This window comes from Streptomyces sp. WAC 04229 (assembly GCF_003947455.1).
GTDB lineage: Bacteria > Actinomycetota > Actinomycetes > Streptomycetales > Streptomycetaceae > Streptomyces.
In genome coordinates this window covers 16,865-31,274 of record NZ_QHJH01000005.1, presented here as the reverse complement: position 1 = coordinate 31,274, position 14,410 = coordinate 16,865, and the positions used below count along the sequence as shown (strand labels likewise).

Below are 14,410 nucleotides of genomic sequence, written 5' to 3'. Positions count from 1 at the left end.
GGCCGTCGTCAGTCCGTGACGAGGGCCGGGTCGCTCACCCCGGGGCGGCCGTTCTCCACGTGCCCGCAGAAGCGGCGCAGGAACGCCGGGTCGGAGTCGGAGGTGACGGTCAGGTCGTACCAGCGCCCGCTCCGCTCCAGGTCGACGGTGTGGCGCGCGGTGGTGCCGGGACGCACGGTGAGGGTCTTGCTCCGGCCGCCGTACGCGTTCTCGACCTTCAGCCGGACCACCGAGGTCCCGCCGTTGGTGAGGGTCAGCCGGACGTCGTCGCCGGTGTGCCGGGCGGTGACCTCGGGTCCCGCGGTCTTGTTGGGGCCCTTGAAGACGCGCAGGAAGCCGTTGGGGCCGTGCACGGTCAGGTCGTAGGAGCCCTTCGAGTACGCCGAGTTCCAGGTGTCCGCGAGGGACTTGCCGGCCTCGGTGGTGTACGTCCAGGGGCCGTCGGTGCGGTTGCCGGAGGTGATGAGGAAGGCGGCACCGGCCGCGGCGCCGGAGGCGAAGGTGAGCGTGAACTTCCCGGCCGCGGCGTCCACGGCGCCGTCCACGTGCGGGGCGTAGCGCAGCGGGCGGGTGGGGCGCCGGCCGCGCTCCTGCCGGGGCATGTCCGGGTCCGCGGGCGGCGTCGGGCGGTAGTCGGGGTGGCGTTCGCGGTCCGGCGGCTCGTAGGCGTCGGTGTCCGGCAGGGCGGCCGGGCGGCTGTCCTTGCGCGAGAAGTCGAAGGCGCTGGTCAGGTCACCGCAGATGGCGCGCCGCCACGGCGAGATCTGGGGTTCGCGCACACCGAAGCGGCGTTCCATGAACCGGATGACCGAGGTGTGGTCGAAGGTCTCGGAGCAGACGTATCCCCCCTTGCTCCAGGGCGAGACGACCAGCATGGGCACGCGCGGGCCGAGCCCGTAGAAGCCCTCGCGGTGGCCGGCGCTGCCCTGGAAGACGTCGAGGGAGACGTCGACGGTGGACCGGCCCTGCGCGGCGGACTTCGGCGGCAGCGGCGGCACCAGGTGGTCGAAGAAGCCGTCGTTCTCGTCGTACGTGATGAACAGCGCGGTCTTCGCCCAGACCGCCGGGTTGGCGGTGAGCGCGTCCAGGACCTGGGAGATGTACCAGGCGCCGTAGTTCGACGGCCAGTTGGAGTGCTCGGAGAACGCCTCGGGCGCGGCGATCCAGGAGACCTTCGGCAGCCGGTCGGCCTTGGCGTCGGCGCGGAGCCGGTCGAAGTACCCCTCGCCGCTCTTCGCGTCGGTGCCGGTGCGCGCCTTGTCGTACAGGGGGTCGCCGGGCTTCGCGTTGCGGTACTTGTTGAAGTAGAGCAGCGAGTTGTCGCCGTAGTTGCCGCGGTAGGCGTCGTCGATCCAGCCCCAGTGGCCGGCCGCGTCCAGGCCGTCGCCGATGTCCTGGTAGATCTTCCAGGAGATCCCGGCCGCCTCCAGCCGCTCGGGGTACGTGGTCCAGTCGTAGCCCAGTTCGTCGTTGCCGAGGACCGGGCCGCCGCCGGTGCCGTCGTTGCCCGTGTGGCCCGACCACAGGTAGTAGCGGTTGGGGTCGGTGGAGCCGATGAAGGAGCAGTGGTAGGCGTCGCACACGGTGAAGGTGTCGGCGAGCGCGTAGTGGAAGGGGATGTCCTCGCGGGTCAGGTACGCCATGGTGGTGGTGCCCTTGGCCGGCAGCCACCGGTCGTACTTCGCGTCGTGGTAGGCGTCCTGGCCGTCGGACCAGCCGTGCGGGAGCCCTTCGAGGAACTGCATGCCGAGGTCGTCGGCCTCCGGGTGGAAAGGCAGCACCTCCTTGCCGTCGCTGCCCGGCTGGTGCCACACCGACCGGCCGCTGCCCAGCGTCACCGGATGCGGGTCGCCGAAGCCGCGGACACCGCGCAGCTTGCCGAAGTAGTGGTCGAAGGAACGGTTCTCCTGCATCAGGACGACGATGTGCTCGACATCCTCGATCGTCCCCGAACGGTGGTTCGCCGGGAGCGCCGCGGCCCGCTCGATGCTCGCGGACAGCGCACTGAACGCGGAGGTGGCGCCCGCGAGTTGGAGGAACCTGCGGCGGTTGACGTCTGGCATGGGGGTGGGAGACCTCTCGCCTCGGGGGGGCAACCGGCCGGGACGGTGCCGGATGATGACGGATTGCGCGCGAAAGGAGTGTTCCAGGAGCAGCAAACGTCAGGGAAGGGTCCGGTGGCGCTGGTGTGAAAGTCGCCGGTACGCGAGGTGTGCCGGGCCGGTCACCCGGGGATGGTCGCGATCATGACAGGCATGCACACGGAAGCACCCCCGGCCCGACGGCCCGTCCGCCAGCTCCTCGCCGCCTCGGTGGGCAACGCCGTGGAGTGGTACGACTGGTACGCGTACACCTTCCTGGCCACCTACATCGCCGACCAGGTCTTTCCCGAGAGCGCGGACAACTCGCTGGTGCCGCTGCTGTCGACGTTCGCGGTGTTCGCCGTGGGCTTCTTCATGCGGCCCGTGGGCGGGCTGCTGATGGGCGCGATCGCCGACCGGCGCGGACGGCGGGCCGCGCTGACCGTCACCATCCTGCTGATGGGCGGCAGCAGCCTGCTGGTCGGCCTGACTCCGACCTACGCGGCGGCCGGTGTGCTGGCCCCGGTGGTGCTGGTGGTCGCACGGCTGCTCCAGGGGCTCTCGGTGGGCGGCGAGTTCGCGGCCTCGACGACCTTCCTGGTGGAGTCGGCGGGACCGGGGCGGCGCGGCCTGTTCTCCAGCTTCCAGTACGTCTCGACGACGGCCGGGCAGCTCGTCGCCTCCGGTGTCGCGACGGTGCTGGTGAACTCGCTGAGCGAGGAGCGGATGAACGGCTGGGGCTGGCGCGTCCCCTTCGTCCTCGGGGCGGCGCTCAGTCTGGTCGGCTTCTGGATCCGGCAGGGCGCGCGGGAGACCCGCAGCGAGGAGCAGCGGCAGGCCCCGCGCCCCGGCCTGTTCGAGGCGCTGCGCCGCCATCCGCGCGAGTCGCTGCTGATCTGCGGCATCACGGCGGGCGGCACCATCGCCTACTACACCTGGACGTCGTACCTGCCGACCTACGCCGAACTCAACACGGGACTCGCCAAGTCGGACGCGCTGCTCGCGGGCACCATCTCACTGGCCTTCTTCGCGCTGCTCCAGCCGGTGGGCGGCATGCTCTCCGACCGCTTCGGACGCCGCCCCCTGCTGCTCTTCTTCGGCCTGGGGTTCGCCCTGCTGAGCGTGGGGCTGCTGCACGCCCTGCGGGACTCCTTCGCCGTCCTGCTGCTGGTGCAGTGCGCCGGGATGATCCTGCTGACCGGCTTCACCTCCATCAGCGCCGCGGTCAACGCCGAGATCTTCCCGCCCCGGGTGCGGGCGGCCGGGATCGGCTTCCCCTACTCGCTCACGGTCGCCCTCTTCGGCGGCACGGCACCCTACGTGGGCACGCTCTTCAAGGACCTGGGCCATTCCGGTCTGTTCCCCTGGTACGTCGCCGTCCTGTGCCTGCTCTCCTCGCTGGTGTACCTGCGGCTGCCGGAGACGGCGCACAAGGAGCTGGAGCGCTGACGCCGGTCGGCGGCAGCGCCCCGGCTCACCTCAGCGCCGGCGCCCGCGCGGTCGCGGCACCTCCATGTCCTCCGGCCGCGGTCCCTGCCCGGCCACGACCCGCCGCCACGCCTCGCGGTACACGTCGGCCACGGGCCGGGCGGGGACGACGACGCCCAGGACGGGCGACTCGCCGTCGAGCAGGCCGTACAGCGGCAGCTTCCACCGCTCCAGCGGGAGGTGCGGACCGGCGAGCCGGGTCCACCCGCCGGGCAGGAACAGCGAGCGTCCGGCCTTGGCGCGGCTGCCCTCCAGTACGAGGTCGGTGGCCGCGAGTTCGGCGCGGGCGGCCCGCAGCCGGGCGGTGCCGCCCCGCCGGGCGCCCCAGCCGGTCCAGCGCGCGGTGTTGCGGTCGGTGGGGTCCGGCATGGCGAGCAGCATCAGGTAGAGGACGGCGGCGTCCTCGCCGATGCCGTGCCGTGCGGCCACCTCGGCGACCAGATCGGGCACGGACCGGGCCGGGTCCTGCGGCCACCAGAGGCCGTCCTGGTCGCGCTCGCCGGCCACCGGGTCCCCGGGGTCGGCGAGCAGTTCGGCGAACGGGCCGTCGTGGACCAGACGCAGGGCGGTCTCCTGCGCGTTGGGTCGTCCGCCGCCTGACAGTGCCGCCAGGTGCGCGTCGTGTCCGGCCGCGTCGAGCAGCGCCGGGCGGAGGGCGGGCACGGGCGCGGACTCCAGCCGCTCGGTGCCCAGCACGACGGCGCCGTAGCGGACGAAGTCCGGTCCGGTCTCCGCCGGTTGGCCCGCGGCTCGCCGGAACGCCTGCCAGTCGGCCTTCCGGTCCAGGCCGATCAGCAGCCCGGGAGCGGCCAGCCTGGCGCGCAGCGCGGTCAGTACGCCGGGCAGGACGGCGCGGACCGGGTCGCCGGACGGGAGCCGGTGGGCGAGCCACGCGGCCATCGCCACCGCGCCCTTGAGGACCTCTCCGTCGAAACCGGGTGTCCGTTCGGCCGATTGCAGGTAGTAGCGGCCGAAGCTCCAGGTCAGGTCCTGGGTCAGCCGGGGTTCGGTGGCCGGGTCGACGAAGCCGCGCAGCGCGGCGGCCGGCGCCCAGCCCACCGCCTCCACGGTGCGGGCCGCGTCGTGCACCACCTCCTCGGGGACGGGGGTGCGGCTGCCCAGCCGCTCGTTCCAGACCCCGGCCGCGCGGACGGCGTCCGGGCCGTGGGTCCACAGCCGGGACGGGTCGGTGGGCAGCAGCGCCGCCACGACGGCCTGTCGGGCGCCCGCGTCGAGGCCCCTCAGCTCCTCCTTGGCCACGCGGGCGTCGGCCGATCTCACTCCGATGGCCTTCAGCGTCGCGGAGGGCACGGCCTGCCGTACGTCGTCGATCAGGGGCAGGCCGGCGACCACCAGCCGGGCCATGGTCGGGGTGACGCCGGTGAGCCGGGCGAACTCCTCGGCGGCCGCCGGGTACCAGGGCGCGGGACCGCGTTCCGCGAGCGTGGCGCGGAAGGCGGCGGCCCAGCCCGACGCCCGGGCCGGCTCCGGCACGAACGGTTCCTGGGCGACCGGGATGTACGGCGCGGGTGTCTCGAACCTGCCGGCCGGGTCGTGGTGGAGGGCGCCGTAGTGCCGGCCCGGGATCTCGTGCGCGCCGTACTCCTGGACGAACTGGTACCAGCGGTCGGGGAAGACGAGGAACGCGCCGTCGGCCAGGTCGAGCACGGTGGCCCTGATGGGTCCCCGCACGGCGTCGGGCCCGGTGAGCAGGCCGCCGTCCAGGCACAGGCGGACACGGCGCCAGTGGTCCGGGTCCAGTTCCGTGAGGTGCCGCGCGTCCAGTTCCGCGAGGAACGCCTCCAGTGCCTCCCGGTGTTCCGGCACGGTGACCTCGGTGCCGGCCCGCAGGGCGACGACGGCCGGGAGGTGGGGCAGGGCCAGTGCGTTGAGGCGCTCGAGCGACGGCTGCCGGGCCGGGTCGGGACGGACCCGGCCCTCGGGTACCGGTTCGGCCTTGCCCCGCGTGGACGGGCCGAGCAGGCCCGGCAGTCCGAAGAGGTGGTGGTCGAAGTCGAAGTACCAGCGGCGCTCGCCGTCGGTGAGGCCGACGCCGTTCAACGCGGATGCCAGCAGCAGGTCGCCGACGGGGGCCGGCTCCTCCCGCGGGGTGTCGCCCGCCACGGCGGCGTCGAGCCGGGCGCGCGCCTCGTCCAGGACGCGCTGCAACTCGGCGGCGTACCGCGTCACTCCGGCGATGCCCGCGCGCAGCGCCTCGTGGCCGACTCGCGGCAGCAGGCCGCGGACCAGGCCGGGCAGCACGTCCCGGTCGTCGGACTCGTCCCCGGGTGTCTCCGCGAGGGCCGCCGCGAGCAGTTCGGCAGCGGTGTCCTCGCGGACCTGGCGCAGTGCGGCGGAGCCCTGCGGGTCGCGGGGCTGGAGCAGATGCCAGTAGCGCAGGGGCGGCAGCAGGGCGGTGCCCGCGCTGAACGGGCCGGCCGTGTGGCCGCGCGTGACCTCGGCGAGGACCTTGCCGTCGCCGTCGAGCAGCCGGATGTCGGTGCCCGACCACCGCAGCACGGTCACCGGCCGGTCGGCGCCGGGGAAGACCAGCGCGTGCTCCGGGTCCTTGCCCACGCCGGGCGGTACGACGACCGACCGCCCGGCCAGGTCCTCGCCCCGCCGCGAACCGTCGGGCAGCATGATCACCCGCCAGCCGAGCAGTCCGTCCACCGGGGCGCCCACCGGGCCCGGCACCGCGCTGGGGGCGGGCAGCAGCCAGGCGGTGCCGAGGGTGCTGCCCGCCGGCGCGGCACGCAGCCCCTGGGCGAACCAGTCCGGCACGGCGCGCTCACCCGCCGCGTCGGCGTACGGGTCGTACGCGTGCCAGGCGCTGTTTGTCTCGTCGGACCAGTCCTTGTTCCACACCCAGTACGAGGTGCCGTCGCCGATCACCGGCCGCCCGAACGGGACGTGGGTGTCGCCGCGCCGCAGGATGCCGTGGCCGGTGGTCCGGCCGCCCTCCGGGAGCGGGAGGGAGGCGGGCGGCATGCCGTTGCCCCCGCCGCTCCCGCCGCTCCCGTCGGCCTGGCAGGCCTGGGAGTAGCGGGCGTCGCCGTCCACCGCCGTCGGTGCCGAGGGGTCGCCGTCGTGCCAGTAGCCGTGCGAGCTGGACGTGGAGAACGAGTACCAGGTGACGAGCAGGCCGCCGTCCACGTAGCGGACGTCGGGATGCCAGCGGTCGCCGTTGTCCGGGAGGCGCAGTTCGTGGCTGAGTACCGTGCCCTCCGCGTCGATCACCCGGGCGTGGTCGCCCTTGAGGACGATCAGCTGGGGCCACGCCTCACCCACCATCGTCTTGCGCGCCGCCTCCGGGGATTCGGGCGAGCCGACCGCCTCGTCCCAGGCGGGCCAGCCCAGTTCGTCCAGGATGCCGGTGCGCAGGGTGCGCGCGAGGGCCGGGGCCATGCCGGTGGCCAGCGCTTCGCGTACGGACTGCTCGGCGGTGGCCAGGACCTCGCCGGGCAGCCATCTCAGGGTCGTGAGGGGCTCCAGGTAGCCGGTGAATCCACCCAGTTCGGCCGTGAGGTAGCGGCGGCTGGCCCCGGCCACCCACTCGGCCAGCATGGGGCGGCCGCCGGGCGACTCGGCGAGGGTGGTGACGGTGCGCCGGTCCTTGTCCGTCAGCTCGTGGTCGGGACAGCCCGCCCGGAAGGCCGCGCGGAAACGCGGGTCGGCCGCCAGGGCGCGCAGGTCACGGCGCTCGTCGCGGGCCGCCCAGCCCTTCAGGCCGAGGCCCGGGTGGTCGTCGGGGGCCGCGACGGGTATCCGCAGGGCGAGGAGCTGGTCGAGGAGGTCTACGTCGCCGACCGGAGGCGGCAACATGGCGCCGGAGGCCCGGAGTTCGGAGCGGAGTGGGTCGGCGATGCGGTCGACGAGCGGATACAGCTCCGCCGGGGCCAGGGACCGGCTGTCGGCGCCGCACAGTGCGAGGAACCTGCGCACCCAGCCGGCCGTGCCGTCGGGGGAACGCTCCTCGGCGGGCCGTGCGGCGTCGCAGAGCCCGGCGGTGGCGCCGGACTTCTCCAGCAGCTCCAGCCACTGGGGCAGGTCCTCCTGCTCCCACCCCACGGGCAGCAGTCCCAGCAGGGTGCCGCGGACGGCGGGCTCCCGCCCGGCCAGTTCAAGGAGCGCGGCCCGGTGGGCCTTCCACCAGCCGGGCGGTGCCTTGACGGTGCCGGGCAGCGACAGCATCTCGCGCAGGTAGGCCATCTCCTCCGCCCGCGCCTTCCCGCCGGCGGCCGCTTTCGCCAGGCGGCGCAGGTCGGCCGCGCCCGGGCTGGACGGCGGCAGACCGTGCGCCGCGAGCCGCGTGAACAGAGCGCGCAGGTGCCGGAACGCCGTCGCGGCCGGCACCCGGGAGGACAGGCCCTTGGCGTAACCGGAGAGGACCTTGGTCGGCACGGCGTCGGCCAGGGCGAACTCCAGGAACACCGCGTCCATGCGGGCCTCGTCGAACGGCAGCGCGTGTGCCGTCTCGGCCTTGCGCGCGTTGACGAACATCTGGGCGGCGTACGACCGCTCCCCGGCGGCCAGGAACACCCGGCCGGCCTCCTCGTAGAAGGTCGGCAGGAAGTGCGGCACGGAACCGGCGAGGCGCTCGCCGATCGACTCGTACGTGGCGCGTGCCCTCTTGGCGCGGGAGCGCACCGTCCGCGCGACCCTGTTCATCTCCTCGACCAGGGACATGGCCAGCTGGCCGTCCGAGGGGTGCCGGACCAGGATCCATTCGGGGAAGCCCATGGCCCGGTGCTGCCCGACGCCGACCTCAACCGGTTCGCCCTCGGGCCTGAGTCCGAGGAAGGGTGCGCCGGTCTCGCCGGACGGGTCCTCGGCGATCAGCCGCACGACGGTCCGGCCGTCGAGGCCCGGATGCCGGTAGGCCCGCGTGAACACGGGTACCGCCCGGTCGCCGCCCCCGGTGGTGCCCGGCGGCAGGACGGCGCCGGCCCGGAGCAGTTCCGCCACCTCCTGCGCCGTCGTCCCGACCTCAGTGGTGCCGTCACTCATGCTCGTGTGCCTTTCTCGGAGGTGCGTACCGCCGTGCCGTTCACCGGGCGCCGCCCGTGGGCGTGGTGCGGCCGGCGTGCAGGGCGGCGGCCATGCGCATGCCTTCGGACCAGGCCACGGGGCCGATCTCGGCGAGTGGGAGGAACCGTCGGCCGTCTTCGAGGCTCCAGGCCAGGTCGCCGGTCCAGGCCTTTTCCTCGGTGAAGGGGTCGCTCATGCCGACGGAGGCGGTGACGACCCGTCCGGCGTCGCGGATCCGGTCCACGACGCTGCTGCCGGAGATCTGGTAGCCGAGGGAGGTGGCGCGGGAGGAGAGATGGAACCACGAGCGGTACTCGGCGCCGGCGAACTCGGTGACCGTGTGGGCCGTGGTACCGCTCCCGCCGGGCCTGCGCCAGGTGCGGCGGTGGATCTGCTCGACGCCCTGGACCACGCCCGACTCGGCCGCGAACCGGCGCAGTTCCTCCAGCCGGGGCAGGAGGACGGGGTGGGGCATCGTCACCGTGCGCGGTGCCAGGCGGACCGTCGCGCCGTCCAGGCCGGCCAGCCGCAGCTCGCCCGACTCGGCCGCCTCGCGCAGGAAACCGGTCTCGTCGGGGTGGTCGCCGACGACAACGATGTCCCGCAGGGCCGCCCGCCACGCCTCGTCGGGCCAGACCCGCCCCAGCAGCCCCGTCGGTACCGGCAGCGAGGACACCATCCACCGGTCGACCTGGGCGGCGCACTCGGCGGCGTGCCGGTCGAGCCATTCGGCGAACCGCTGGAGTTCGAGCACCTCGGGCCGGTCCCGAATCCCCTCCGGCAGGGACCTCTCCCGCTTCCCCTCCCGTCCGTCCGCGGACTGCGCCCCCGTCGACCGGGCCACCACCCGGCCCTCCACCAGGGCGACTTCGTACTCGTCGCCCGCTGCCAGCCACCCCATGGATCCTTCGCCTCTCCGCTGCCGGGAACACGGCACAGCGCGTTAGGCGGCCCGGATCGGCGCGCCCCGCTGTGACGTTGGCGAAAGACTAGGGGCACCCACCGACAGCCCCCGGGGCGCACCGCTCAGTCCGAGCGGTCAAGGGAACCGTCCGCACGGGGCGGTGGATTTCGCGCCAGATTGCGAGACGACGTTTTCCGGCCGACTCCCACCCGAACGGACGTCCGTTCGCCCTGGCCGGTTTCGCGGGCGGGGCGGTTCCGAGGGGCCGTTGTGCCGCCGTGGCCAGGATGACAGGGCCGACGACGCGCACAAGAGGGCGGACGGCCGGATTCCCTACGGAGTGGGACCCGGTGCGGATGGGTGTGTTCTCCGCCTTGTTGGCCAGGACGGAGGCCGCTGTTCCGCCCCTGACGGGGCGCCGACAACGGCGGATTGACTCGGGTGCCGTTCGCACGTGCGTACGCTCCGTGTTCCACCCGCACGGATCAGGGCAGATGGCCTCGTGGCGCGGGGACGAGTGACTATCGGCTGTCCGATCCGGACGGGCCGAGACAAGGGGTGGGGGAGATGGTCCGTACGGTCGTGGTGCACGACGAGGCACTACTGCGGTCGGCGTTGGCACAACTGCTCAGATCCGACGACACACTGGAGGTCTCGGCGCTGTGTCCGGACAACGAGGCACCGGACACCGAGGCGTTGCCGGCGGACGTGTGCGTCGTGGACGGCGAGTGCCTCCAGGGACCGGACGAAGCCCGGGGCGAGCGCCTGCGGGGCCGGTACGGGGACCGGCTCGTCGTCCTGACGACCGCCAAGCGGCCGGGGGTGCTGCGCCGGGCGTTCGAAGGGGGCGCGCTCGGGCTGGTGGACAAGAACGCCCCGGCGCACCGGCTGATCACGGCGGTGCACACCGTGGCCAAGGGGGAGCGCTTCCTGGACGAAACCCTCACCGTGGCCCTGCTGAAGGGCGCGGAGATGCCGCTGACCACCCGCGAACTGGGCGTGCTGTCCCTGGCCTCCCAGGGAGCGCCGATCGCCGAGATCGCCGCCCGGCTGCACCTGTCGCGGGGAACGGTCCGCAACTACATGGCGACGGCCATCCGGAAGGTGGGCGCCCGCAACCGGGTCGACGCGATACGCATCGTCCAGAGCGCCGGCTGGACGTGACGCGGCCGCGCCGTTGGCCGGCCGCGTCCCGCACGGACGTCCGCGGTCACGGCCGCCGCGACGGCTCTCCGTGCCAGTGGCCCGTCAGGTCGCGGTAGAGCGGCGACCGGTCCAGCACCTCCTCGTGGGTGCCGCAGACCGCGGCCACGCCGTCCAGCACCAGCACCCGGTCGGCCCGGACCGCCGACGACAGACGGTGCGCCACCACCACCAGCGTGCCCGGCCGCCGGGCCAGGGCCTCCTCCGCGTGGGCCTCCGCGGCCGGGTCGAGGTGGCAGGTGGCCTCGTCGAGCAGCAGCAGGGGGGCGGGCGACAGGTACGCGCGGGCCAGCGCGACGAGTTGCCGCTCCGCATGGGTCAGTTCGGCGGGCCGCACCGGACCGTCGAGCCCGCCCAGGCGCTCGACCAGCGGCCGCAGCCCGAGTTCCCGGACGGCGGCGTCGAGGTCCGCCCTGTCCGCGTCCGGGCGGAGATAGGCGAGGTTGTCGCCGACGGTGCCGGTGAAGACGTACGCCTCCTGCGGGACCAGCGTGCGCAGGGCGGCGAGTTCGGCGGCGGCGCGTCCGGTCACCGCCTGGCCGGCCACCCGGACCTCGCCGGCGCTCGGCGCGAGCGTTCCCGCGACGAGGCGGGTGAGGGTCGACTTGCCGATGCCGCTCGGTCCGACGACGGCGAGGTGTTCGCCCCGGGCGACGCGGAGGTCGAGCGAGTCGAGCACCGGCTCCGCGCGGACGCCGTAGGCGAGGGTGACGGACCGCAGTTCCACCGCCGGGACCGGCCGGGCGCCGGGCGCCCGGGGTCCGCCGGGTGCGGGTGCGCGGGCGGGGGACGCGGGTGCGGCCTCCCGCACCGGCACGGGGCCGAGGATCCGGTCGAGGACGACGAGGAGCCGGGCGCCCGCCGCGCCCAGGGCGGTCATCAGCGTGTGCAGGGCGGGCAGCAGCGACTGCACGAGATAGGTGAACGCGCCGAGCAGCGCGCCCGCCGTCACGCCCCGCCCGCGCAGCCACGGCACCGCCACCAGCAACGCGAGCACGGGCAGGTTGCCCGCGACGCCGAGCGCCGTCGTGCGCACCGCCGCCCAGCGGGCCAGGACCCGGGCCGTCGCGGCGGCCTCGGCGACGAGTTCCGCGCCGCGCCGCTCCGTCTCGGGCCCGGTCCCGCAGGCGGTGAGGTCCCGCAGGGCGGCACGTGAGCGGGTCGCGTGGTCGCCGAGCGCCTCGTCGGCGGCCAGGGCCCGGCGCTGGGCCGCCGCCATGGGCCGCAGGGTCGCCAGGAAGAGAGCGAGGCCGACCGCCAGTGGCGGCAGGACCACCACGAGCAGCGCCGGGTGCAGGGACAGCAGGCCGATCAGGGCTCCCGCGGCGGTGAAGACGAACGAGCGCAGGGTGAGGACCAGACCGGCGAAGCTGTCCCGGGCGATCTCGACCTGGTTGGTCAGCCGGGAGACGGCCGCCCGGTCCGTTCCGCCGGGCCCGCCGAGGGCCGCCAGGGCCATGGACCGGTCGACCGCGCGCCGCACCAGACCGTCCCGCAGCGGCTCCGTCAACCCGGCGAGCTGCGCGAACACGCCTCGCACGACCGGAGCGCCGGACAGTACGGCGACCAGGGCGACCGCGAGCCACAGCAGCCCCCGGCGCGTGTCTGCGGCGAGAAAGCCCTCGTCGACGGCGTGGGCGACCGCGAAACCCACCAGGAACGCCTGCGCCGACTCCACCAGTGACCAGAGCCCGAGCCGGGCCAGCACGCCCTTGCGCCGGGCGAGGAAGCGGCGCGCCGGCGGGACGACGCGCCGCAGCGCCCCCGCCCCGTCGTCGGCCGGTGCGGGCGCGTGGCGGTCTCCTGCGGGCGCGGACGTCACGGCCGTGCCTCCTCGGGCTCGAAGGCGGGGTCGGCGGACTCGGAGGTGGGCTCGGGGGCGAGTTCGGACCCGGGCTTCGACGCGGGATTCGACGCGGGCTCCGGCACTGGCTCCGACGCGGGTCGGCGGGCGGATCCCGCGCGCGGCACCGCGGCCGCGGTGCCCGCGGCGCCGAAGACGGCCCGGTAGCCCTCCGTCCGCCACAGGTCGTGGTGCGTCCCGACGGCCCGCACGCTCCCCTCCTCCAGCCACAGCACCAGATCCGCCCGGGCCGCCACCGAGGGGCGGTGCGCGATCACGAGTCTGGTCCCGGGCCGCACCGAGCGGCGCAGGGCGAGGTTCACCTCGTGTTCCGTCGCGGTGTCCAGACTGGACGTCGCGTCGTCCATCACCAGGAGCCGTCCGGCCTGCGCGAACGCCCGTGCCAGGCCGAGCCGCTGGTGCTCCCCGCCGGAGAGCGGCGCCCCCGGCAGCGGGGTGTCGTAGCCGTCCGGCAACCGGCGCACGAAGCCGTCGGCCCCCGCAGCCCGGGCCGCTCGCCGTACCTCCTCGGGGGAGGCCCGCCGCGCCCCGGAGGCGACCGCTTCGGCGACCGTGCCCTCCCCCAGTGCCGGGCGTTCGAAGGCGAACGCCACCTCGGTGCGCAGCGCCTCGCGCGTCAGCCGGTCGAGGCGGACACCGTCCAGCAGCACCTGGCCCTCGTCGGGGTCGATCAGCCGCCCGGCCACGGCCGCCAGGACGGTCTTGCCCGCGCCGCTGCGGCCGACCACCGCGACCGTGGTGCCGCCCGGCACGCGCACGTGGTCGGCGCGCAGCACCTCCCTGCCGTCGCGCACCACGCGCACACCGCGCAGTTCGAGTTCGCCGGTGCCGGTCGGGGGCAGGTGACCCGTCCCGTGGGACAGGGCTGGCAGCCGTTCCAGCTCCAGGGTCCTCTTGCGTGCCTCGCGGCCCCGCACGATGGCGCCCAGCAGGGAGGCCGCGCCGCCGACGCCGGCCGTGAGCTGTGCGTACCGGCCGGCGGCGAGCAGCTCCCCCACGCTCAGGTCCCCGGCGGCCAGGCGCAGTCCGCCGACCCCCGTGGCGACCAGGACCAGCAGCGGCACCAGGACGCCGCTCCTGGCCAGCGCCCGTCCGTGCAGGGCCCACATGTCCCTTCCCTGGGCGGCGAGTTCCGCCAACGGCGCCAGCACCCGGGCGCGTTCCCGGTCAGCGGTCCCCGCGGCGCCGATCGTCGCCGTGCCCTCCAGGGCCTCCAGCAACCCCGACGCGATCCTGGACTGGGTGCGCTGGTAGGCGGCGACCGAGGCGCCGGTGTCGCGCGCGAAGGTCCGCAGCACCAGGGCCAGGGCGGGCAGCCCGGCGCACACGCAGGCCGCCACCCACACGTCGACGAAGGCCAGCGCCACCAGGGCGCCCAGCGGGGTGACCAGCGAGGCCGCCAGTGCCGCCCGGGCCGCGGGGGCGCCGCCCGCGTCGGCGGCGTTGAGGGTCAGGCGGGTGCCGACGTCCCCCGCCGGAAAGGGCCGGACCCGGTCCGGTACGGCGCCCAGCAGACCGGTGAGGGCCCGGGAGCGGACGGAGGCCGTCCATGCGGCGTTGCAGCCTCCGGTGAACAGCGCGGTCAGGCTGTCGAGGAGCAGTTCCCCCAGGAGGAGCCCGGCGCTCAGCGCGAGCCAGGGGCCGGCGTCGCCGGCGCCGGCGCGCAGCGTCAAGTCGAGTGTGCGGCCGAGGACGACCGGCTGGGCCACCGCCGTCAGTGCAGCCGCGACGGAGCACAGCAGCACCAGCACCTCCGGCGCGCGCCCCGGACTCGCGGCGTCGGTCCCGTCCCGCGCCTCGGGCGCCCGCCGCGCCCGGGACCTGCTCGTTCGCACCAGC

Annotated in this window: 7 protein-coding genes; 2 read left to right on the top strand and 5 right to left on the bottom strand. The window is 74.9% G+C overall.

The genetic code is table 11. The features are described 5' to 3' along the window. Nucleotides 1-8: 8 nt before the first annotated feature. Nucleotides 9-2,063, bottom strand: coding sequence for a phosphocholine-specific phospholipase C (locus DMH12_RS02345; RefSeq protein ID WP_125489838.1), 2,055 nt, complete (start codon nucleotides 2,061-2,063; stop codon nucleotides 9-11). Between the two features lie 171 nt (nucleotides 2,064-2,234). On the opposite strand from DMH12_RS02345, the gene DMH12_RS02340 reads away from it, so the two are divergent. Further along, nucleotides 2,235-3,530, top strand: a complete 1,296-nt coding sequence (locus DMH12_RS02340) for an MFS transporter (RefSeq protein WP_185832106.1) — start codon at nucleotides 2,235-2,237, stop codon at nucleotides 3,528-3,530. Nucleotides 3,531-3,560: 30 nt separating this feature from the next. Here DMH12_RS02340 and DMH12_RS02335 read toward each other — a convergent pair whose 3' ends face one another. After that, nucleotides 3,561-8,579, bottom strand: a complete 5,019-nt coding sequence (locus tag DMH12_RS02335; RefSeq protein ID WP_125489837.1) for a DNA-binding protein — start codon at nucleotides 8,577-8,579, stop codon at nucleotides 3,561-3,563. A gap of 40 nt (nucleotides 8,580-8,619) precedes the next feature. Beyond that, entirely contained in the window at nucleotides 8,620-9,501 is an 882-nt protein-coding gene (locus DMH12_RS02330) for a DUF4132 domain-containing protein (RefSeq protein ID WP_125489836.1), read from the bottom strand. Between the two features lie 561 nt (nucleotides 9,502-10,062). On the opposite strand from DMH12_RS02330, the gene DMH12_RS02325 reads away from it, so the two are divergent. Further along, nucleotides 10,063-10,668: a response regulator transcription factor gene (locus DMH12_RS02325; protein WP_161327761.1), complete on the top strand. Its 606-nt coding sequence runs from the start codon at nucleotides 10,063-10,065 to the stop codon at nucleotides 10,666-10,668. A 46-nt stretch (nucleotides 10,669-10,714) separates the two neighbouring features. Here DMH12_RS02325 and DMH12_RS02320 read toward each other — a convergent pair whose 3' ends face one another. Then, nucleotides 10,715-12,529 (bottom strand): ABC transporter ATP-binding protein, encoded by a 1,815-nt coding sequence (locus DMH12_RS02320; RefSeq protein WP_125489834.1) that lies wholly within the window; start codon nucleotides 12,527-12,529, stop codon nucleotides 10,715-10,717. Next, nucleotides 12,526-14,406 carry an ABC transporter ATP-binding protein gene (locus tag DMH12_RS02315; protein WP_125489833.1) on the bottom strand — a complete coding sequence of 627 codons (1,881 nt, stop codon included), beginning with the start codon at nucleotides 14,404-14,406 and terminating at the stop codon, nucleotides 12,526-12,528. The genes DMH12_RS02320 and DMH12_RS02315 overlap by 4 nt, the downstream gene beginning before the upstream one ends. Nucleotides 14,407-14,410: the final 4 nt, after the last annotated feature.